Annotated in this window: 19 protein-coding genes and 1 pseudogene; 16 read left to right on the top strand and 4 right to left on the bottom strand. The window is 73.5% G+C overall.

What is annotated here, in order from left to right; translation table 11 throughout:
- Positions 1 to 41: 41 nt before the first annotated feature.
- The gene (locus B5P21_RS17320; RefSeq protein ID WP_181390737.1) at positions 42 to 569 is read right to left on the bottom strand and encodes a hypothetical protein; all 528 of its coding nucleotides are present in this window, start codon (positions 567 to 569) and stop codon (positions 42 to 44) included.
- Between the two features lie 374 nt (positions 570 to 943).
- Positions 944 to 1,363 carry a hypothetical protein gene (locus B5P21_RS10935; RefSeq protein ID WP_236688817.1) on the bottom strand — a complete coding sequence of 140 codons (420 nt, stop codon included), beginning with the start codon at positions 1,361 to 1,363 and terminating at the stop codon, positions 944 to 946.
- A 321-nt stretch (positions 1,364 to 1,684) separates the two neighbouring features.
- Here B5P21_RS10935 and B5P21_RS10940 point away from each other — a divergent pair, with 321 nt between their 5' ends.
- The 10 genes from B5P21_RS10940 (at position 1,685) to ypfJ (ending at position 10,495) form a co-directional block, all read left to right on the top strand.
- The gene (locus B5P21_RS10940) at positions 1,685 to 2,890 is read left to right on the top strand and encodes an aminotransferase class I/II-fold pyridoxal phosphate-dependent enzyme (RefSeq protein ID WP_094171139.1); all 1,206 of its coding nucleotides are present in this window, start codon (positions 1,685 to 1,687) and stop codon (positions 2,888 to 2,890) included.
- 129 nt (positions 2,891 to 3,019) lie between these two features.
- Positions 3,020 to 3,955, top strand: coding sequence for an ABC transporter ATP-binding protein (locus B5P21_RS10945; RefSeq protein WP_045527368.1), 936 nt, complete (start codon positions 3,020 to 3,022; stop codon positions 3,953 to 3,955).
- Positions 3,952 to 4,791: an ABC-2 transporter permease gene (locus tag B5P21_RS10950; RefSeq protein ID WP_045527365.1), complete on the top strand. Its 840-nt coding sequence runs from the start codon at positions 3,952 to 3,954 to the stop codon at positions 4,789 to 4,791. The genes B5P21_RS10945 and B5P21_RS10950 overlap by 4 nt, the downstream gene beginning before the upstream one ends.
- Before the next feature lie 95 nt (positions 4,792 to 4,886).
- Positions 4,887 to 6,128, top strand: coding sequence for a sensor histidine kinase (locus tag B5P21_RS10955; protein WP_045527364.1), 1,242 nt, complete (start codon positions 4,887 to 4,889; stop codon positions 6,126 to 6,128).
- Positions 6,125 to 6,823, top strand: coding sequence for a response regulator transcription factor (locus B5P21_RS10960; RefSeq protein WP_094171140.1), 699 nt, complete (start codon positions 6,125 to 6,127; stop codon positions 6,821 to 6,823). The genes B5P21_RS10955 and B5P21_RS10960 overlap by 4 nt, the downstream gene beginning before the upstream one ends.
- An 88-nt stretch (positions 6,824 to 6,911) precedes the next feature.
- The gene (gene clpS, locus B5P21_RS10965) at positions 6,912 to 7,286 is read left to right on the top strand and encodes an ATP-dependent Clp protease adapter ClpS (protein ID WP_045527360.1); all 375 of its coding nucleotides are present in this window, start codon (positions 6,912 to 6,914) and stop codon (positions 7,284 to 7,286) included.
- Positions 7,283 to 7,798 (top strand): DUF2017 family protein, encoded by a 516-nt coding sequence (locus B5P21_RS10970; protein ID WP_045527358.1) that lies wholly within the window; start codon positions 7,283 to 7,285, stop codon positions 7,796 to 7,798. Before clpS ends, B5P21_RS10970 begins: the two co-directional genes overlap by 4 nt.
- Positions 7,799 to 7,912: 114 nt before the next feature.
- Positions 7,913 to 8,926 carry an NAD-dependent epimerase/dehydratase family protein gene (locus B5P21_RS10975; RefSeq protein WP_094171141.1) on the top strand — a complete coding sequence of 338 codons (1,014 nt, stop codon included), beginning with the start codon at positions 7,913 to 7,915 and terminating at the stop codon, positions 8,924 to 8,926.
- Positions 8,923 to 9,552: a DNA alkylation repair protein gene (locus B5P21_RS10980; RefSeq protein WP_045527354.1), complete on the top strand. Its 630-nt coding sequence runs from the start codon at positions 8,923 to 8,925 to the stop codon at positions 9,550 to 9,552. The genes B5P21_RS10975 and B5P21_RS10980 overlap by 4 nt, the downstream gene beginning before the upstream one ends.
- Positions 9,553 to 9,583: 31 nt before the next feature.
- A complete protein-coding gene (ypfJ, locus tag B5P21_RS10985) occupies positions 9,584 to 10,495 on the top strand; it encodes a KPN_02809 family neutral zinc metallopeptidase (protein WP_094171142.1) in 912 nt (303 codons plus the stop codon).
- Positions 10,496 to 10,507: 12 nt separating this feature from the next.
- Here the strand turns inward: ypfJ and B5P21_RS10990 are convergent, their stop codons facing one another.
- Positions 10,508 to 10,783 carry a CDGSH iron-sulfur domain-containing protein gene (locus tag B5P21_RS10990; RefSeq protein WP_045527351.1) on the bottom strand — a complete coding sequence of 92 codons (276 nt, stop codon included), beginning with the start codon at positions 10,781 to 10,783 and terminating at the stop codon, positions 10,508 to 10,510.
- Entirely contained in the window at positions 10,780 to 11,859 is a 1,080-nt protein-coding gene (locus B5P21_RS10995) for an iron-containing redox enzyme family protein (protein WP_045527350.1), read from the bottom strand. The genes B5P21_RS10990 and B5P21_RS10995 overlap by 4 nt, the downstream gene beginning before the upstream one ends.
- Before the next feature lie 92 nt (positions 11,860 to 11,951).
- On the opposite strand from B5P21_RS10995, the pseudogene B5P21_RS17325 reads away from it, so the two are divergent.
- From B5P21_RS17325 to B5P21_RS11020, 6 genes and pseudogenes are all read left to right on the top strand, one after another.
- Positions 11,952 to 12,170 (top strand): annotated as a pseudogene (locus tag B5P21_RS17325) (hypothetical protein); the annotation flags it as partial.
- 9 nt (positions 12,171 to 12,179) lie between these two features.
- Positions 12,180 to 13,304 (top strand): ROK family protein, encoded by a 1,125-nt coding sequence (locus B5P21_RS11000; protein ID WP_246865325.1) that lies wholly within the window; start codon positions 12,180 to 12,182, stop codon positions 13,302 to 13,304.
- A 132-nt stretch (positions 13,305 to 13,436) separates the two neighbouring features.
- Entirely contained in the window at positions 13,437 to 14,828 is a 1,392-nt protein-coding gene (locus tag B5P21_RS11005) for an extracellular solute-binding protein (RefSeq protein ID WP_094171143.1), read from the top strand.
- 3 nt (positions 14,829 to 14,831) lie between these two features.
- Positions 14,832 to 15,818, top strand: a complete 987-nt coding sequence (locus tag B5P21_RS11010) for a carbohydrate ABC transporter permease (protein WP_094171144.1) — start codon at positions 14,832 to 14,834, stop codon at positions 15,816 to 15,818.
- A 2-nt stretch (positions 15,819 to 15,820) separates the two neighbouring features.
- Positions 15,821 to 16,729, top strand: a complete 909-nt coding sequence (locus B5P21_RS11015) for a carbohydrate ABC transporter permease (RefSeq protein WP_094171145.1) — start codon at positions 15,821 to 15,823, stop codon at positions 16,727 to 16,729.
- A gap of 117 nt (positions 16,730 to 16,846) precedes the next feature.
- Positions 16,847 to 19,873 carry an alpha-mannosidase gene (locus tag B5P21_RS11020; protein WP_094171146.1) on the top strand — a complete coding sequence of 1,009 codons (3,027 nt, stop codon included), beginning with the start codon at positions 16,847 to 16,849 and terminating at the stop codon, positions 19,871 to 19,873.
- The last annotated feature ends 29 nt before the right edge of the window (positions 19,874 to 19,902 follow it).

The raw sequence follows: 19,902 nt of genomic DNA on the forward strand, positions 1-19,902 counted from the left end.
GTGACTCGTCCTCCACGACCCTGCACCGGGTCGGAGTGAGGTCATGGGCATCCGGGTCCGGCATCCCGCGAACCGCACGCACCCCCGACCAGGACCGTCGACCCCTGGAGGACGTGGATCGTCACCGGCCCCACCTGCACCGGCAGCGTGCCCGGGATCTGCACCCACGCACCCCCGTCGAACCGGTAGCTGGGCGAGTACGCGATCGTCAGAGCGACTTGCCGATCGCCGATGGAGGCGTACACGTGGCTCGTGTCCGTCGACGTGAAGTCCTGCTGCCCCAACTCCCGCCACGAGGCGCCCGGCCCCTGAACGGTGGTGCTCGTGCCGTCACCGTGATCCCACGTGAACGACACCGGCACGAACCGCACCTGCGCCGGCCGACCCAGCAACACCCCGTCGACCACCTGCGCGGTCGCATCCGTGAACAGGTTCACCGGCGCCCCGACGATCGCCCACCCGTTCGGCTGCGACCGGATCGACGCATCCCGCGGCACGAACTGCGCCACATCCGCCAACGACACCCCCGGCACCGCCGCCACCACCGGCACCGGATCCGCCGGCTTCACCCGCGCCTTCGCCGGCGGCAAGAACGCATGCCGCCCGTCCGCACACAGACCCCCACCCGAAAGCCGCGCGCTCGGACTGCACGGCACATCCACATCCGCCGCCATCCGACCACGCGGCACCGGAGGCGGAGACGCCGGGTGCGACGGCTGCTCCGGCGGCGACACTTCCTCAGAAGGCTGCTCGACTGGGACCTTCGGAGCGTTAGTTGTTCTGGCTTGAAGTTCTATGGATCCCTCGGAGATTGCACCGGACGTACAGTCGCCGCCTCGTCTTCCGACTTCAAACTGACAATTGTCGCCAGCAGCCATGGCTCCTTGGGACGACAACCCCGATACGACCGACGAAGCGATGATCACAGTTACGACGATTCGACTCAACCGCATGCGTGCACGTCTTCATTTCGCACGATGTCGCTGAGTCGCCACGTTCCGTCGGCCGCCTTGACGGCCTTGGCCTGTAACGAAAGACGCGGGTCTCGCTCCGGTGTCACATCGGCCCCATTCGCATCGCGAATACGGGTTCCGCTCACGTCTAGACAGAACTGTCCCGTCATGTACTGCGAACCGCTTTTGTCCACGCCTCGATCGGTCACGCTGAAGCCCGAAATAGAGTCAAGGCCAATCACCGTTTGTCCGGATTCACGAGATTCCTTCACGGATTGCCTCTCGCTCTCGAGGACACTTCCGGTCAGCAAGGGCGTCAGATCCGCATCAGTGACAGTGGCTGCATTCAATTCGTCATAACGCTTCAACACATCGTGGAACGCCTCGTCGTCCTGCTGCTCCTGCGTCAAAGAGGGGGCCGGAGCGGGTGTTGGTTCCGGAGCAGGCGCGGCACCGCATCCAGTGAGCAGCAGGCACGGGACGAGCACGGCCAGCGACGCAGCCGCCGCTCCCCCTCGTCGTCGCAGCGGAACGCGTGGTCGCTCGTGCAAGGTCGTCTCCCCCGGGCCGTACGGAACCCGCGCGGACAAGCAGGCGCGACAGCGCCGGGCATCGCGGGTCCCGGAAAGGTAGCCGGGGTGGCGCCGTCAGGACCCCATCGCTCCACATCACGCACGCGCGGTGCGACATCGACGCCTGTGCGGGAGGAGCGGGCGCGGGAGGATGGGCGCATGACGATCTCCGGCGCGTGGGTGCGCGCGACCCGTGGGGCGATGCTGCTGACTCCGGACGGCGTGCCGGGGACCACCGTGTTCGCCGAGATGAGCGCGCTGGCCGCGGCGACCGGCGCGATCAACCTCGGTCAGGGGTTCCCGGATGAGGACGGGCCCCGCGAGGTGCTCGACGCTGCGCGGGCCGCGATATCCGCGGGCATGAACCAGTACCCGCCGGGCCGGGGCACGCCCGAGCTGCGGGCCGCCATCGCCGCGCACCAGGCGCGCTTCTACGGTCTCGTCGTGGATCCGGACACCGAGGTGCTCGTCACAGCGGGCGCGACCGAGGCCATCGCCGCGACGCTGCTCGCGCTCGTCGAGGAGGGCGACGAGGTCGTGACGCTCGAGCCGTTCTACGACGCGTACGGGGCGCTCGTCTCGCTCGCCCACGGGATCCATCGGACGGTGCCCCTGCGGGCTCCCGACTTCCAGCCGCGGCTCGAGGACCTCCGCCGCGTGATCACGGACCGCACCCGCGTGATCCTCCTCAACGACCCGCACAACCCCACCGGGACCGTGCTCAACCGCGAGGTGCGGGAGCTCGTCGTCGAGCTCGCCATCGCGCACGACGCGGTGATCGTCACGGACGAGGTCTACGAGCACCTCGTCTTCGACGCGCCCCACGTGCCCGTCGCGACGCTGCCCGGGGCGCGCGAGCGCACGGTGACCATCTCCTCCGGCGGCAAGACGTTCCGCACCACGGGGTGGAAGATCGGATGGCTGACCGCTCCGGCGCCGCTCGTGTCGGCGATCCTCGCGGTGAAGCAGTTCCTGACCTTCGTGAACGGGGCGCCGTTCCAGCCCGCCATCGCGACGGGGCTGGCGCTCCCCGACGCCGTGTACGACGGCATCGTCGACAACCTGCGGCGCAAGCGCGACGTCCTCGCGGCGGGGCTCACGGCCGCGGGCTTCCGGATCCACCTCCCCGCGGCCGGGTACTTCATCGTCGCGGACGCCGCTCCGCTCGGCTTCCCCGACGCCCGCGAGCTGTGCCTGCGGCTCCCGGAGCTCGCCGGGGTCGTCGGCGTGCCGCTGTCCGCCTTCTGCCATGCGCCCCTCGCGGCGGAGCACGCGTCCCTGGTGCGGTTCGCGTTCTGCAAGCGGATCGACGTGCTCGAGGAGGCGGCGAGGCGGCTCGGCGCGCTGACGGTCGGGCCCGCCTGAGGCGGCACCCTGGTACCAGCGTCGGCGTCGGACGGGGGCCGGAGGGGGGACGCCGCCGCAACGGCCCCACCCCTAACGTGGCTTCCGCGGGCGCTGGGCCCGCGCACCCATCCTAAGGAGGCAGCGCGCATGATCGTCGCTGAGAACCTGACCAAGCGCTACGGCGCGAAGACCGCCGTGGACGGCGTGAGCTTCACCGTCCAGCCGGGCATGGTGACCGGATTCCTCGGTCCGAACGGCGCCGGCAAGTCCACCACGATGCGCATGATCGTCGGGCTCGACAGCCCCACGTCCGGCTCGGTGACCGTCAACGGCCGCCGCTACCGCGACCTCCAGGCCCCGCTCCACGAGGTCGGCGCGCTCCTCGACGCGAAGGCCGTGCACACGGGCCGCTCCGCGTACAACCACCTGCTCGCCATGGCGGCCACGCACGGCATCCCGCGCTCCCGGGTGGACGAGGTCATCGAGATGACGGGCCTGCAGCCGGTCGCCAAGAAGCGCGTCGGCGGCTTCTCCCTCGGCATGGGACAGCGCCTCGGCATCGCCGTCGCGCTCCTCGGCGACCCGCGCACGCTGATCCTCGACGAGCCCGTCAACGGCCTCGACCCCGAGGGCGTCATGTGGGTGCGCAACATCACCCGCTACCTGGCCGGTCAGGGCCGCACCGTGCTCCTGTCCTCGCACCTCATGAGCGAGATGGCGCAGACGGCCGACCACCTCATCGTCCTCGGACGCGGCCGCGTGCTCGCCGACGCTCCCGTCGCGGCGGTCGTCGCCGGCGCCACGAGCGCCGTCGTCCGCGTCCGCTCCCCGCACGCCGACCAGCTCGGCCAGGCCGTGGCGCGGCCGGAGGTCGTGGTGACCAGCGTCGAGCGCGACGTGATCGAGATCACCGGCCTCACGGCCGCGCAGGTCGGCGACGCGGCCATGTCCGCCGGGGTCGTGCTGCACGAGCTCACGCCCATCACCGCGTCCCTCGAGGACGCGTACCTGTCGCTCACGCAGGGCGACGTCGAGTACCACAGCGCCGCAGTCGGCACGACCGAGCAGGAGATCGCACGATGACCGCCACCAGCACGACCTACGCGCCCGCCCCGGTGACCACGGGCCGGCCCACGCTCCCCCGGCTGATGCGCTCCGAGTGGATCAAGCTGCGGACGCTGCGCTCCACCGTCTGGTGCTTCGCGCTCGTCTTCCTCCTCCTCGCCGGCTTCTCCGCGCTCTTCACGCCCTTCGTCGTGGACCAGCTCCGCGCGCAGCTGTCCCTCCCCGGCGTCCCCGCGACGGAGCTGCTCCTCCAGGTGGGGCTCAGCGGCGTCACCCTGTCGATGCTCGTCGCCGGCGTGCTCGGCGTGCTGGTGATCAGCGGCGAGTACTCGACCGGCATGATCCGCTCGTCCTTCAGCGCCGCGCCGCGCCGCCTGGGCGTCATCGCCGCCAAGGCGATCGTCTACACGGTGGTGACGTTCGTCATCACCGCGATAGCCGTCGCCGCCGCGCTCCTCATCGCCCGCGGCTACTTCGCGTCCGTCGGCGCGGAGGTCGACGTGCTGGACGGCGACTTCCTGCTCGCGGCCCTCGGCGGCGTGCTCTTCGTCGTGCTCATCGGCCTGATGGGCTTCGGCTTCGGACTGCTGCTGCGCAACGGCGCGGCGGGGATCGGCGCCCTCGTCGGCCTCGTGCTCGTCGTCCCCATCGTGGGCCAGCTGCTCGGCGGCGTGCTCGACTGGGTGGCGGACCTCGCGCCGTACTTCCCGCTGAGCGCGGGCAACCGGCTCTACAGCACCTCCACCGGGGCGCCCGGCGAGCTCGAGTTCTGGCAGGCGCTGCTCGTCATGCTGGCCTGGGTCGCCGTCATCCTCGCGCCCGCTCTGATCCTCGCCAAGAAGCGGGACGCCTGATCGACGCGGAACGGAGGGCGCCGTCGGGCGCGGCGGACACCGCCGCGCCCGACGGGGTCCGCCTGCCCACCCCTCCCGGCGCGTTCCGCGGGTGGATGGCCAGGCACCCCCGCGTGGTCGACGGCATCATCGCGTTCCTCTACGCCTGGGCGGCCATCGCCGCGAGCGCCGTCACTGGGAGCAGGTCGCGGCTGCCCGCCGCGGGCGTCGTCCTCGTGGTGCTGGCCCTGCTGATGGGCGCCACCCTCATGCTCCGCCGCGTCCGGCCCGTGAGCGTGCTCGCCGTGAGCGGCGCCTGCGCCGCGGCGAGCGCCCTCATCACCGGCACGTTCGACTTCGGCGCCATGCCCCTCGCGCTGTACGCGGTCGCCGTCCACGGGTCCACGCGGCGCGCCTGGATCGGGCTCGGTGGCGCGTCGCTCCTCGCCGGGGTCGTCGTGCCGCTGACGGCGGGCAGCGGCCCGCTCGACCTCACCGCCACGACGATGCTGGTCATCAACCTGATCCCCCTGCTCATCGCGACGCTCATCGGCACGAACGTGGGCGGACGCAAGCGCTACGTCGAGGCGCTGCAGGACCTGGCCGTGCAGCTCGCCCGCGAGCGCGACCAGCAGGCGCGGCTCGCCACGGCGGCGGAGCGGACGCGGATCGCGCGCGAGATCCACGACATCGTCGCCCACGGGATCACCGTCATGGTGACCCTCGCCGACGGGGCGGCGGCGAGCGCGGTCGCCCGGCCGGAGCTCGCGCGCGACGCCATGCGCGAGGTCGCCGAGACGGGTCGCACCTCCCTCTCCGAGATGCGCCGCATGCTGGGCGTGCTCACCGAGGATCCCGACGCGGGCGATGCCGCCCCGCCGTCCCTCCGCGCGCCGCAGCCCGGGCACGCCGACCTCGCCGCCCTGGTCGACTCGTTCCGGTCCACCGGCCTCCCCGTGCGCTTCACCAGCACGGGCGCGCCGCCGGATGACCCGGGGCGCCAGCTCGCCGTCTTCCGCGTCGTGCAGGAGTCGCTGACGAACGTGCTCCGGTACGCGCCGAACGCCGACCGGGTCGAGGTGCGGGTCGACCACCGGCCCGAGGAGATCACCGTCGAGGTCACCGACGACGACCTCACGGGACCCGTCGTGCCGCCCGTCCCCGGCAGCGGTCGCGGCCTCGTGGGCGTCGCGGAGCGCATGGCGGTGTACGGCGGCACGGCGACCGCCGGACGGCGCGAGAGCGGCGGCTGGCGCGTGCTGGCCACCATGCCCAGCGGGCTCCACGACGTCCGGCCCGGCGACGCGTCCCGGGCCGCGGATCCGACCACCAGCCCCCGCGTCCAGGAGGACCGATGACCGACAGCAGCACCCCCGTCCGCGTGCTCATCGTGGACGACCAGGCGCTCGTGCGCATGGGCTTCCGCATGGTGCTCGACGCCGAGCCCGGGATCGAGGTGGTGGGCGAGGCCGCCGACGGCCGCGGCGCCGTGGAGCGCACCGATGAGCTCGCCCCCGACATCGTGCTCATGGACGTGCGTATGCCCGGGATGGACGGGATCGAGGCCACCGCCGAGATCGTCGCCCGGCACCCGGCCACGCGCGTCATCGTGCTGACCACGTTCGACCTCGACGAGTACGCGTTCGCGGGGCTGCGCGCCGGGGCGAGCGGGTTCCTCGTCAAGGACACGCGGCCCGAGCACCTGATGGAGGCGATCCGCGCGGTCGCGGACGGCGACGCCGCCATCTCGCCCCGGGTGACGCGCCGCATGATCGAGCTGCTCGGGCCGACGATGCCCCCGACCGGTGGCGCGGCCGGCACCGGGGAGGGCGCCGCCGACCCGCGGCTGCGGCCCCTCACCGCGCGGGAGCTGGAGGTGCTCACGGCGCTGGCCGAGGGGCTCACCAACCAGGAGATCGCCGGCCGCCTGTACCTGTCGGAGTCGACGGTGAAGACGCACGTGGGGCGGGTGCTCGCGAAGCTCGAGGTGCGGGACCGCGTGCAGGCCGTGATCCTCGCGTACGACTGCGGGCTCGTGCGTCCCGGTGCATGACGCGGCGCGAACGAGGTCGCCGGCGAGCCGCCCGACGGGAGAGGATGGATGCTCCGGCCGTATGCCGGGACGACCCCACAGGAGCGCGATGACCACCACCACCGCGGACGCGCGCGCCCCGCGCCTCCTGCCCGCCGCTCGCCGCGCCGCCGACCCGCCCGCGGGCGATCCCGGCTCCGGCACGAGCACGGGATCCGACACGAGCCTGCTCGAGCGCGCGGCGACGCCGCCGGTGTGGAGCTGCGTGGTGTGGAACGACCCCGTGAACCTCATGACGTACGTCTCGTACGTCTTCCGCAGCTACTTCGGCTTCACCCGCGAACGCGCCGACGAGCTGATGCTCCGGGTGCACGAGGACGGCCGGGCCGTGGTCGCGACGGGGATCCGCGAGGAGATCGAGCGCCACGTGCTCGCGATGCACGGCTACGGCCTGTGGGCCACGCTCGAGCGGGTGGACGCGTGAGGGCCTTCCGCGCGCGCCCCGACGGGACGGTCGCCGCGCACCTCGAGCCGCACGAGGTCGCCATGCTGCGCGGACTCCTCGGCGAGCTGCGCGGGATCCTGGACGAGGGGTCCGCGCCCGGCGGCGCCGCGGACGGCGCCGCCCCCTCCCCCGTCGTCGAGCGCCTGCTGCCCGACGCCTACCCGGACGACGCCGAGTCCTCCGCCGAGTTCCGGCGGTTCACGGCGTCCGACCTCACCGAGGCCAAGGCCGCGAACGCCACCGCGGTCGAGGCCACGCTCGCGGAGGCCGATGCGCGCGGGGCCGGCCGGCGGGGGCTGCTCGTGGTGCTGGATCCGACGGGCGCGCAGGCCTGGCTCCGCACGCTCAACGACCTCCGGCTCGCGATCTCGGTGCCGCTGCGCATCGACGAGGCCGACGGCTGGCGCGACCGCGCGCCCGAGGAGAGCGCGAGCCTCTACGACTGGCTGACGTTCGCGCAGGGATCGCTCATCGAGGCCGTCGACCGCTGAGCGTCCGCCCGGCACCGCCCGCCGACCGGCTCGGCGGCCGGCGCCGGCGAGCATGATGGAGGGGACCCGCGGATCAGCCGGCCCGACGGGTCCCGTCCGCAGGAGAGGAGCAGCATGCGCGTCGTCGTCATCGGAGCGACCGGGAACCTCGGGACCGGGGCGCTGCGCCGCCTCCATGCCGCGGGGGCCGAGATCGTGGGCGTCGCCCGGCGCATGCCCGACGCCTCCCTCGAGCCGTACTCCGGCGTCACCTGGCGGCTCGCCGACATCGGCGCCGCGGGCGCCGTCTCCGGGCTCGCGGCGACCATGCGCGGCGCCGACGCGGTCGTCCACCTCGGCTGGGCCCTGCAACCGAACCACCGCGAGCGCGTGATGCACCGCACGAACGTCATCGGCACCGCGAACGTGCTCGAGGCGGTCGCGCAGGCGGGCGTGCCGCAGGTGGTCGTCGCGTCGTCGGTCGGCGCGTACAGCGCGGCCCCGAAGGACCGGCCGCGGGACGAGACCTGGCCGACCGGCGGGATCCACACCTCCCACTACTCCCGGCACAAGGCCGAGAACGAGCGCGCGATGGACGCGTTCGAGCAGGCGCACCCCGAGATCGTGGTGACGCGCATGCGGCCCGGGCTCGTGATGCACGACGAGGCCGCGGCGGAGATCGCCGGGCTCTTCCTCGGGCGGTGGATCCCCACGCGCTGGCTGGGCCTCGCCACCCGCACGCCGGTGCTGCCGCTCCCCCGCGAGCTGGTGTCGCAGGTGGTGCACAACGAGGACGTCGCGGACGCGTTCTGGCGTGCGGTCGAGCGGCGGGCTCCCGGGGCGTTCAACGTGGCGGCGGATCCCGTCGTCGACGCCGCGCTCGTCGGCCGCCTGCTCGACGCGCGCGTCGTGACGGTGCCGCTGCCGGCGCTCCGGGCGCTCGTCTCGGCGAGCTGGCGGCTGCGCGTGCAGCGGACGGATCCGGGCTGGATCGACATCGCCGCGAACGTGCCCGTCATGTCGACCGCCCGCGCCCGCGAGGTGCTCGGCTGGACCCCGACGCACACGGCGGAGGAGGTGCTAGCCGAGTTCGGTCGCACCTTCGTGCACCGCACCGGGCGCGAGGGCTCGGCGCCGCTCGCCGGATGACCGAGGACGCCGAGTTCGTCGCGGCGGCCCTCGAGCGCGAGGGCGCGTGGTACCGCGCCGAGGCGGAACGGGAGCGGCTGCGCTCCGACCTCGAGTTCGTGGGCGCGTCCGTGGGCGCCGTCCGCGGGACGGTGCGCGACCTCGGGCGTCGGCGTCCGGGCATGACCCGGGACGAGGCGGTCGCGCTCGCCTCCGAGCTCTGGCGGTCGCGCGTCTACGAGCGGCGGCTCGCGGCCGTCGTGCTGCTGCAGGAGCACGTCGACGGGCTCGACAACGGCGACCTCACGCGCATCGAGGGCTTCGTTCGGGATGCGCGGCTGCGTGCCCTCGTGGACCCGCTCGCGCTCGACGTCATCGGCCCGCTCGTCGAGCGGCTGTCCGGCACCGCGCGCGTCCGGGCCGACCAGGCGCTCGACCGGTGGGCGGGCGAGCAGGACGTGTGGCTGCGCCGGGCGGCCCTCCTCGCGCCGACGCGACCGCTGCGGGCGGGCGGCGGCGACTGGGACGACTTCCTCCGCCGTGCGCGCACCGCGCAGGCGGCGCCCCGAGGCGGGCACGACGTCGTGCGCGAGGCGGTCGACCGGGTGCGCGACCTCGTGCGCGAGACCCGGCCGGACCTCGCCTGACGCCGACCCCGCCCGCGGGTACGTTCGGGCCATGACCTTCGACGACGACGCCCGCATCGACAGCAGCAAGGTCACCCGGCGGCGCGGCGGCCGCGGACGCACGACCGGCATCGCGGCCGGCGGCGGCGGGCTCCTCGTAGTGGTGGCGGTGATCCTCGTGCAGCAGTTCACGGGCGTCGACCTCTCGCAGCTGGTCGACGGCGGGGGCGGCGCGGGATCGGGCGGCTCCTCGCAGGAGCAGGACGAGGCCATCGAGGGCTGCACGACCGGCGCCGAGGCGAACGCGAGCGTCGAGTGCCGCATGGCGGGCGCGGCCGACTCGCTCGACACCTACTGGACCACCGCGGCATCCGAGGTCGGCATCGCCGACTACGCGAGCCCGGACTTCTCGCTGTTCTCCGACGCGACGAGCACCGGCTGCGGCGAGGCCACGAGCGCCACCGGTCCCTTCTACTGCCCGCCCGACCGGCGCCTCTTCGTCGACACGACGTTCTTCGACGAGCTGCGCACGCGGTTCGGCGCCTCGGGCGGGCCGCTCGCGCAGATGTACGTCGTCGGACACGAGTGGGGCCACCACCTCCAGCAGCTCTCGGGCGCGTTCGACCGCGCGGACCGCAGCGGCACGGGGCCGGACTCCGACTCGGTGCGGCTCGAGGTGCAGGCCGACTGCTACGCGGGCGCGTGGGTGGGCGCCGCCGCCGAGGTGCGGGACGACACCGGACGCGCGTTCCTCGAGCTCGTCACCCCGACCGAGGTCGCCGACGCGCTCGACGCCGCGGCCGCCGTGGGCGACGACCGCATCCAGGCCCAGGCGGGCGGCGGGGTGGATCCGGACACCTGGACGCACGGATCCGCCGAGCAGCGCCAGCGCTGGTTCGAGGCCGACCGCGCCGGCGGGCCCACGGCGTGCGACACGTTCGCGGTGCCGGGCAGCGCCCTGTAGGCCCCGCCGCCCCTAGTCGGCCGCGGGCGCGGGCGGATCCGTGCGGAAGCCGACCAGCCGGTGCGTGCCGTCGCAGTAGGGCTTGATCGACGAGACGCCGCAGCGGCAGAGCGCGACGGTGCTCCGCGTGCGCGGGACCGGGCGCCCCTCGGGATCGACGATCTCGAAGTCGCCGCGGACGAGGAGCGGACCGTCCGGGTACGCGATGATCCGCGCTGGCTCGGGAGCGGGCGCGCGCGCGGGCGCGGGACCGGGCGCTGGGGCGTCGCCGGCGGACGGCTCGCTCACGCCGCGGCCACGACGGCGGCCGTCGAGCCCTCCCGCAGCGACGAGCGGCCGGCCTGCCAACGGGCCAGCACGTGCGCGCCGACCCAGCCCTCGACCTCGAGGCACGCGGCCGCGCCGAACAGCACGTCGTCGAGGAGCTCGGGCTCCGACTCCACGAGCCCGCCCGCGAGGTCGTGCGCCGCGATCTGCTCGTGCACGGCGTCGGCCTCGACGTGCTCGTCGTAGTACCAGGCGACGTCGTCGCCGAAGCCGAGGCGGCGGATCCCGCTCGCGTAGAGGCGGCTGGGCACGCTCGAGGTCATCTCGAACGCGGCGAGGTGGCCGACGATCGCGCCGCGGAGGCGCCGGTGCAGGCCGAACAGCGACATGGCGTTGGAGGACGCCAGCGTGATCGCGGGCACGTCGTCGAGGTAGGTGCCGTAGCGGTCGTCGAGGCCGACGCCACGGAGGGTCGCGCCGAAGATCGTCGCGTGCACGCGCTCGGGCCGGCCTCCGCCGTACTCGTCGGCCTGGATCTCCACGAGCGCGGCCTTGGCGCGGCCGCGGAGGCGCGGGATCGCCCAGGAGTGAGGGTCGGCCTCGCCGAGCGTGTAGATCGACCGCTGCACGAGGAACTCGCGGAGCTGCTCGACGCTGGCCTTCCGGGCGACGAAGCGCGAGAGCGACGGGCCGGAGTCGGCCGAGGTGAGCGCGAAGAGCGCGGCCGCGACGCCCGCGGACGTCGGCTCCGGGCGCTCGGGCACGGGGATCCGGTCGCGCAGGGCGGCCTCGAACGCGAACTCGAGGATCCCGCGGACGGCGATGAGCCGCGGGTCCCACTCGCGGTCGTCGTCGACGCCCTCGAGGCCCGCGTGGTGCAGCTCGTAGAGGCAGAAGAGGGCCAGCTGGACGTCGTCGTCGCGGACGACGTCGTCCGTCGCGGCGAGCGCCTCGGCGGCGAGCGCCGCGAGGTCGGGAGCGGAGGATCCGCCGGCGAGATCGGCCAGGAGGGCCGCGCTGAGCGGGCCGCGCGCGGCGGGGAGGGGCGACGGGAGGGTGCGAGCCGCTTCGTGGGCGGTCGCGAGCAGATCGGTCATGCCCCCACCCTCCTCCGCCTCCGGTCGGCGCGGCCGGGCGTGTCGCGGTCTCCCCCGGGCAGCGGTAAGGCCTGGCGCGGGCGCCGCGCGCGGTGCGACCGCCGTGCGCGCATCCGGGATACTGCGGAGAGGCCCGCGCCCGGCGGGCGACGGCCGGCGGGAGGAAGCGCCCATGCGACGCGGCACCAACCTGCCCGCCATCGGCGGCTACAACCGCACGGTCGTCCTCGACGCCGTCCGCCGGGCGGCGTACGGCGTACGGCGCAAGCCGGTCCGAGATCGCCGAGCGCACGGGCCTCAGCGCGCAGACCGTCACCAACGTGGCGCGCCGCCTCATCGACGAGGGGCTCGTGCGCGAGGGCGGCACCGTGCTCCGCGGGCCGGGCAAGCCGCGCACCCTCCTGCACCTCGTGCCCGACGGCCGCTTCGCGGTGGGCGTGCACGTGGATCCCGCGGTCATCACCTCCGTGCTGCTCGACCTCGAGGGCACCGTGCTCCGGCACGTCAGCAGCCCGACGCCCTCCGCGTCCCGCCCCGACGAGGTGGTGGCGCTCGTGGCGCGGCTCGTCGACGGCCTCATCGCCGACGCGGGGGTCGACCGGCAGGCGGTGCTCGGCGTGGGCCTCGCCGCCCCGGGGCCCATCGACGTGGGCGCGGGCCTCGTGCGGGATCCGCCGATGCTCCCCCGCTGGCGCCACGTGCCGCTGCGCTCGGCCCTCAGCACCGCGACCGGCCTGCCGGTGCTCCTGGAGAAGGACGTGACCGCGGCCGCCGTCGCGGAGCTGTGGTTCGGCCCCGGGGATCGCCGTCACCTCGCGTTCGTCTACTACGGCACCGGGTTCGGCACGGGTCTCGTGCTCGGCGGCGAGCCCGTGCGCGGCGCGAGCTCGAACGCCGGGGACTCCGGCCACATCATGGTCGCCGCGCGCGGCCGGCGCTGCACGTGCGGGCGCGTCGGCTGCGTGGGCGAGCTCATCACCCCGCACGCGCTCGTGCGCCAGGCCGTCGAGGGCGGCGTGCTCGGGACCGGCGACGTGTCGGACGCGGCGCTGGCGGAGGCCGCGGCGAGCGGCGACACGGTCGACATGCGGCTGATCGGGGAGGCGTTCCACGCGCTCGCGGCCCGCGCGGACGCGGAGGACGGGCCCGCCCGCCGGATCGTGGAGGCCGCTGCCCGGCACCTGGCGCGCGCCATCGTGATCCAGGTGAACCTGCTCGACCTCGACGAGGTGGTCTGCGGCGGCCCGTTCTGGCACCCGATCGCGCGCCTCGTGCTCGCGACCCTGCCGGAGGAGGTGCGGCGCTCCCCCGCGCTCATCGCGAAGCACCCCGTGCGGGTGGTCGAGTCGGCCGTCGGCGAGGACGTGGCCGCCGTGGGCGCCGCGTGCCTCGTGCTCGACAACGCGTTCTCGCCGCGCCCGTCGGCGATGCTCATCCGCGGCTAGCCGCCGGTCCACCGCGCTCCACCACCGGATCGTGGCCAGGATGTCTTGACACGGATTAGTCCATACGTTTGGCTAACCCTCGACGGCTGGCGACGATGCCGACCGTCCTGGCCAGTGGAGCAAGGGAGCACCATGACGAACCATCCGCCTCGCCGCAGGACGCGGGCCCGCATCCTCCAGATCACGGCGGCGTCCGTCGCCGCCCTCCTCCTCGCCACCGGCTGCTCGAGCGGCGCGGGCGGCGGCGGCGACGGGAAGACCCTCAAGGTCGCGTACCAGAAGTTCGGGACCTTCACCCAGATGGACGACCACATGAAGGAGACCGCGAAGACCTTCGAGGCCGCGAACCCCGGCATGAAGGTCGAGTTCGTGCCCATCGCCGCGCAGAACGACGACTACTTCACCAAGCTCGCGCTGATGAACCGCTCGGCCTCGACGGCCCCCGACGTGATGTACGAGGACACCTTCAAGGTGAAGTCCGACGCCGCCGCCGGCTACCTCCTCCCCCTCGACGACCAGGTCGCGAAATGGGACGACTGGTCCGAGTTCTTCGACTCCGCCAAGCAGGCGGGCGTCGGCGAGGACGGCAAGGTCTACGGGATCCCGATGGGCACCGACACGCGCGCCCTCTGGTACAACAAGCAGCTCTTCCAGAAGGCTGGCCTCCCCGTGCCGTGGGAGCCCAGGACCTGGGACGACGTGCTCGACGCGGCGAAGACCATCAAGCAGAAGCTGCCGGACGTCGTCCCGCTCAACGTCTACTCGGGCAAGCCGCAGGGCGAGGGCGCGACGATGCAGGGCTTCGAGATGCTGCACTACGGCACCCCCACGGGCACGCTCTACGACGACGCCACGGGCACGTGGCTCACGGGATCGCAGGGCTTCGAGGACTCGCTCGGCTTCATCCGCGACGTGTACCAGGGCGGCGTCGGCCCGAAGCCCGAGGAGGCGCTCGACACCAACATCGGCACCATCGTCGCGGGCCAGTGGCTCCCGCAGGGCAAGCTCGCGATCGACCTCGACGGCTCCTGGCTGAGCGGCACCTGGCTCGACACCGGCACGAACCCGTGGCCCGAGTGGAGCGACGTCATGGGCCAGGCGCCCATGCCCACGCAGGACGGCCAGGCCCCCGGCTCGGTCAGCATGTCGGGCGGCTGGACCCTCGCGGTGGGCGCGAAGACGAAGGCCCCCGACAAGGCGTTCGAGTTCATCGCCGACGCGCTCGACAAGGACGGCTCGACGTCCTACGACATCGCGGCCAGCCAGATCGCGGTCCGCAGCGACGTGGCCGAGGATCCGGCGTACGTCGCCTCCAACCCGACGTCCGCGTTCTTCTCCTCCCTCGTCGACACGACCCACTTCCGCCCGGCGACCAGCGACTACAGCCGCATCTCCAACGCGATCACCGTGGCGATGGAGTCGGTGATGACCGGCCAGCAGTCGCCCGCCGAGGCCGCGGCCGCGTACGACCAGGCGCTCGTCGGCATCGTCGGCGACGACGGGACGCAGAAGGCGGAGGACTGACCGGTGGCCACCACCATCGCCCCCGTCCCGGTCGGCCGCCCGGCCGACGGGCGGGGCGCGGCGGGGTCGGATCCGGGCGCGGGCGGGCCGTCGCCGGTCCGCCCCGGCCGGGCCCGCGCCCGCGCGCTGCGCACCGGCGCGCGCACCGTCCCGTTGCTGCCCTCCATCGTCCTGCTCGCCCTCTTCCTCCTCGGCCCCGTGATCTCGAGCCTGTACGGCTCCTTCACCGACGCGTCCCTCACCGGGTACGCGGCCGGCGGCGCGCGGTTCATCGGCTTCGACAACTACACCGCGCTGTTCTCGGATCCCGACTTCCCGAAGTCGGTGCTCCTCACCCTCGCGTTCGTGTTCTTCTCGGCGGTCGTCGGGCAGAACGTCGTCGGCCTCGGGCTGGCGCTGCTCATGCGGCAGGGGAACCGCGTCGTGCGGGCGATCGTCGGCACCTTCGTCATCGCGGCGTGGGTGCTGCCGGAGATCGTGGCCGCGTTCGCCGCGTACGCGTTCTTCGACGACGACGGGACGCTCAACACGATCCTCGGATGGTTCGGGATCGAGGGCGCGAACTGGCTGTACGGCCTGCCGCTGCTGTCGGTGATCCTCGCGAACGTGTGGCGCGGATCCGCCTTCTCCATGCTCGTCTACGCGGCGGCCGTGCAGGAGGTGCCGCCGGAGATCACCGAGTCCGCGGAGGTGGACGGCGCGACCGGCTGGCAGCGGCTCGTCTTCATCACGCTGCCGATGATCCGCCGCAGCATCTCGACGAATCTCATGCTCACCACGCTGCAGACGCTCTCGGTCTTCACCCTCATCTTCGTGATGACGGGCGGCGGCCCCGGCACGAGCAGCTCGACCCTGCCGATCCTCGCCTACCAGGAGGCGTTCCAGTTCTCGCAGCTGGGCTTCGGCACCGCGATCGCCACGATCATGCTGCTCGTCGGAGCGGTGTTCAGCGTGATCTACATCAGGGCGCTGCGCCCGGAGGTGGACTGACCATGGCCGTGACCACGATGACCCCGGCCGCCGCCCGGCCGGCCCGCGCGAGGCGGTCGGCCCGGCCGCCGGGATCGCGCATGACCTCGCCGAGCGGCCGCGTGATGCGCGCCGTGGCGAACGGCGTGCTGGTGCTCGTCGCCCTGTGCTTCGCCGTGCCGCTCGTGTGGCTCCTGCTCGCGGCCTTCGATCCGTCGGCGACGCTCGCGGCGAAGGTCCCGGACGGGTTCACGCTCGACAACTTCCGGGCCGTGCTCACGCCGGAGATCTCCTTCATCCCGCTGATGAACAGCCTCGTGCTCTCGGGCGGCTGCGCCGTCGTGACGGTGGTGGTCGCGATCCTCGCGGCGTACCCGCTGTCGCGGTACCGGATGCGCATCACCAAGCCGTTCCTCTACGGGATCCTCTTCGGCACGTGCCTGCCCATCACGGCGATGATGGTCCCCGTCTACAGCCTCTTCGTGACCCTCGACCTCATCGACTCGATCGGCGGCACGGTCTTCTTCCTCGCCGCCACGAGCCTGCCGATGGCGATCTGGATGGCGAAGAACTTCATGGACTCCGTGCCGATCTCGCTCGAGGAGGCGGCGTGGACCGACGGCGCGTCGATGATGCGCACGCTCACCCACATCGTCGTGCCGCTCATGCGGCCGGGGATCGCGGTGGTGTTCATCTTCGTGTTCATCCAGGCGTGGGGGAACTTCTTCGTGCCCTTCATCCTGCTGCTGAGCCCGGACAAGCAGCCGGCCGCCGTGAGCATCTTCGCCTTCTTCGGGCAGTACGGATCCGTGGCGTACGGCCAGCTCGCGGCGTTCTCGCTCGTCTACTCGGTGCCCGTCATCGCGCTGTACGTCCTCGTCTCGCGCACGCTCGGCGGGTCGAACGCGCTCGCCGGCGCCGTGAAGGGCTGAGCGGCCCGCGCATCCCCGCATCACCACCGCACCACCCGCGCCGGACGCAGAGGCCCGCGCGGCGCACGCTGGAGACACCCGCCCGCGGTCCGCCGCGCCACACGATCGGAGACGACCATGCCCCCCACCACCGCGCTCGCCGAGGCCCGCATCGAGCGCTTCGTCCGCGACCGGCTCGTGCCGAACGTCCACCGCCGCCGGATGCCGCTCGCGATCGAGGCGTGGGACGCGCCCGGCGAACCCGTGCCGTTCGCCGAGGCGGTGCGGCAGGAGTACCGGCCCTTCGGGGTCGGCACCCCGTGGAGCCGCGCTTGGGGCACCACTTGGTTCCACGTCACCGGCACCGTGCCGGAGGACGCCGCGGCCGACGGGACGGCGCTCGAGGTGCTCGTCGACCTCGGCTTCAGCGAGCGGCAGCCCGGATTCCAGGCGGAGGGCCTCGTGCACCGGCCCGATGGCAGCGTCGTGAAGGCCATCGAGCCGTACAACGGGTACGTGCCGCTCGCGGCCGTCGGGGCCGGCACCGCACCGGGCACGCGCATCGACCTCTGGATCGAGGCGGCATCGAACCCCGACATCGGCGGCGACTCCTTCCACGGCGAGACGCCGCTCGGCGACCCCGCGACCGCGGGCGACGAGCCCATCTACCGGCTGCGCACGATGGACCTCGCCTGGCGCGACGAGGCCGTCTGGGAGCTCGACCGCGACGTGTGGACGCTGCGGGGTCTGATGGCCCAGCTGGATCCGGCGTCGTCCCGCCGCGCCGAGATCCTCGCGGCGCTCGAGCGCATGTGCGACGCGGTGGATCCCGACGACGTCGCCGGTACGGCCGCCGCGGGCCGCCGGCAGCTGGAGGCCCCGCTCGCCGCGCCCGCCCACGCGAGCGCGCACCGGGTCACCGCGGTCGGCCACGCGCACATCGACTCGGCGTGGCTCTGGCCCGTGCGGGAGACGCGCCGCAAGGTGGCGCGCACGTTCTCCAACGTGCTCGCGCTCATGGACGAGGATCCCGACTTCGTGTTCGCCGCCTCCAGCGCGCAGCAGTACGCGTGGCTGAAGGAGGACCATCCGGAGCTGTTCGAGCGCCTCCGACAGCGCGTGGCCGAGGGTCGCTTCGTGCCGGTGGGCGGCATGTGGGTGGAGTCGGACACGAACATGCCGGGCGGCGAGGCGCTCGTCCGCCAGCTCGTGCAGGGCAAGAGCTTCTTCCTCGAGGAGTTCGGCATCGACTCGCGCGAGGTGTGGCTGCCCGACTCGTTCGGCTACACGGGCGCGCTGCCGCAGATCGTGCGGGGGGCGGGCGCCGAGTACTTCTTCACCCAGAAGCAGTCGTGGAACGAGACCAACACGATGCCGCACCACACGTTCCTCTGGGAGGGGATCGACGGCAGCCGCGTCTTCACGCACTTCCCGCCGGTGGACTCCTACAACTCCGACCTCTCCGGGGAGGACCTCGCGCGCGCCGAGCGGCAGCACGCCGAGAAGGCCGTGAGCAACGCGTCCATCGTCCCCTTCGGGTGGGGCGACGGCGGCGGCGGGCCGACGCGCGAGATGGTCGCGGCCGCCCACCGCACGCGCGACCTCGAGGGGTCGCCGCGCGTGGAGCTCGGCACGCCGCTGTCGTTCTTCGACGCCGCGAGGGCCGAGATCCGGGACCCGCACGTGTGGTCGGGCGAGATGTACCTCGAGTTCCACCGCGGCACCTACACGTCGCAGGCGCGCACGAAGCAGGGCAACCGGCGCAGCGAGCACCTGCTGCGGGAGGCGGAGCTGTGGCTCGCGACCGCCGCCGTGCGCGACCTCGTCGCGTACCCGCACGACGAGCTCGACGCGCTCTGGCGCACGGTGCTGCTGCTGCAGTTCCATGACATCCTGCCGGGCACGTCGATCGCCTGGGTGCACCAGGAGGCCGAGCGCGAGCACGCCCGCGTGCAGGGCCGGCTCCGGGAGCTCGTCGCCGACGCGCAGGCGGCGCTGGCGGGACCAGGCGACCGGCGCGTCGCGTTCAACGCGGCGCCCGTGGACGCGGCGGGCGTCGGCGCGCTGTCGGCCGCGGTCGTGGATCCGGGCCCCGCCTTGCCCGCGCCCGTCGCGGACGGCGACGGCTGGCTCCTCGACAACGGCCTCGTCCGCGCCAGGTTCGACGCCGACGGCACGGTCTCCTCGCTCGTCGACGCGGCGTCCGGCCGCGACCTCGTCGCCCCCGGCCAGCGCCTCGGCCTCCTCCAGCTGTTCCGCGACACCCCGAACCAGTGGGACGCGTGGGACATCGACGACGCCTACCGCCGCAATCGCACCGACCTCACCGAGGTGGCGGCGACGCGGATCGACGGAGACGCCCTGGTGATCGAGCGCGCGTTCGGCACCTCGCGCGTCACGCAGACGTGGACGCTGCCCGCCGGCGAGCCGGAGCTCCAGGTGGTCACCGACATCGACTGGCACGAGCGGCAGAAGCTGCTGAAGCTCGCGTTCCCCCTCGACGTGCACGCCGACCGCGCCGCGTCGGAGGTGCAGTTCGGGCACGTGCAGCGCGTCACGCACGCGAACACGTCGTGGGAGACCGCGCGCTTCGAGACGGTCGCCCACCGCTGGGTGCACGTGGGCGAGCCGGGCTTCGGCGTCGCGGTCGCGAACGACGCGACGTACGGGCACGACGTGACGCGGATCCCCCGCCCCGCCGGCGGCAGCGCGACCCTCGTGCGCCAGTCGCTCCTGCGGGCGCCCGTGTTCCCCGACCCGCACGCCGACCAGGGCCGGCACATGCTGCGCTCCGCCGTGCGCGTCGCGCCCGATGTGCTCGATGCGGCCGACGCGGGCTACCGCCTGAACCTGCCGGTGCGCGAGGTCGCGGGAGACCACGGCGTCGCGCCGCTCGTCACGTCGTCGAACGCGGCCGTCGTGATCGAGGCCGTCAAGCTCGCCGAGGACCGCTCGGGCGACCTCGTCGTGCGGCTCTACGAGGCCCGCGGCGGCCGGGAGCGCACGGTCGTGCGGGTGGATGCGGCGGCCGGCCTCGGCCCCGCGACCCGCACCGACCTGCTCGAGCGGCCGCTGGCGGGCGCGGACGCGCCGGTGACGGGCGACGGCATCGAGCTGACGCTGCGGCCGTTCGAGATCGCGACCCTGCGGTTCGCGCGCCGCTAGCCGTCGCGATCCGCTCGGCGGGGCGCCCC

The organism is Clavibacter michiganensis subsp. insidiosus (assembly GCF_002240565.1).
In the GTDB taxonomy this organism is placed as follows: Bacteria; Actinomycetota; Actinomycetes; order Actinomycetales; family Microbacteriaceae; genus Clavibacter; species Clavibacter insidiosus.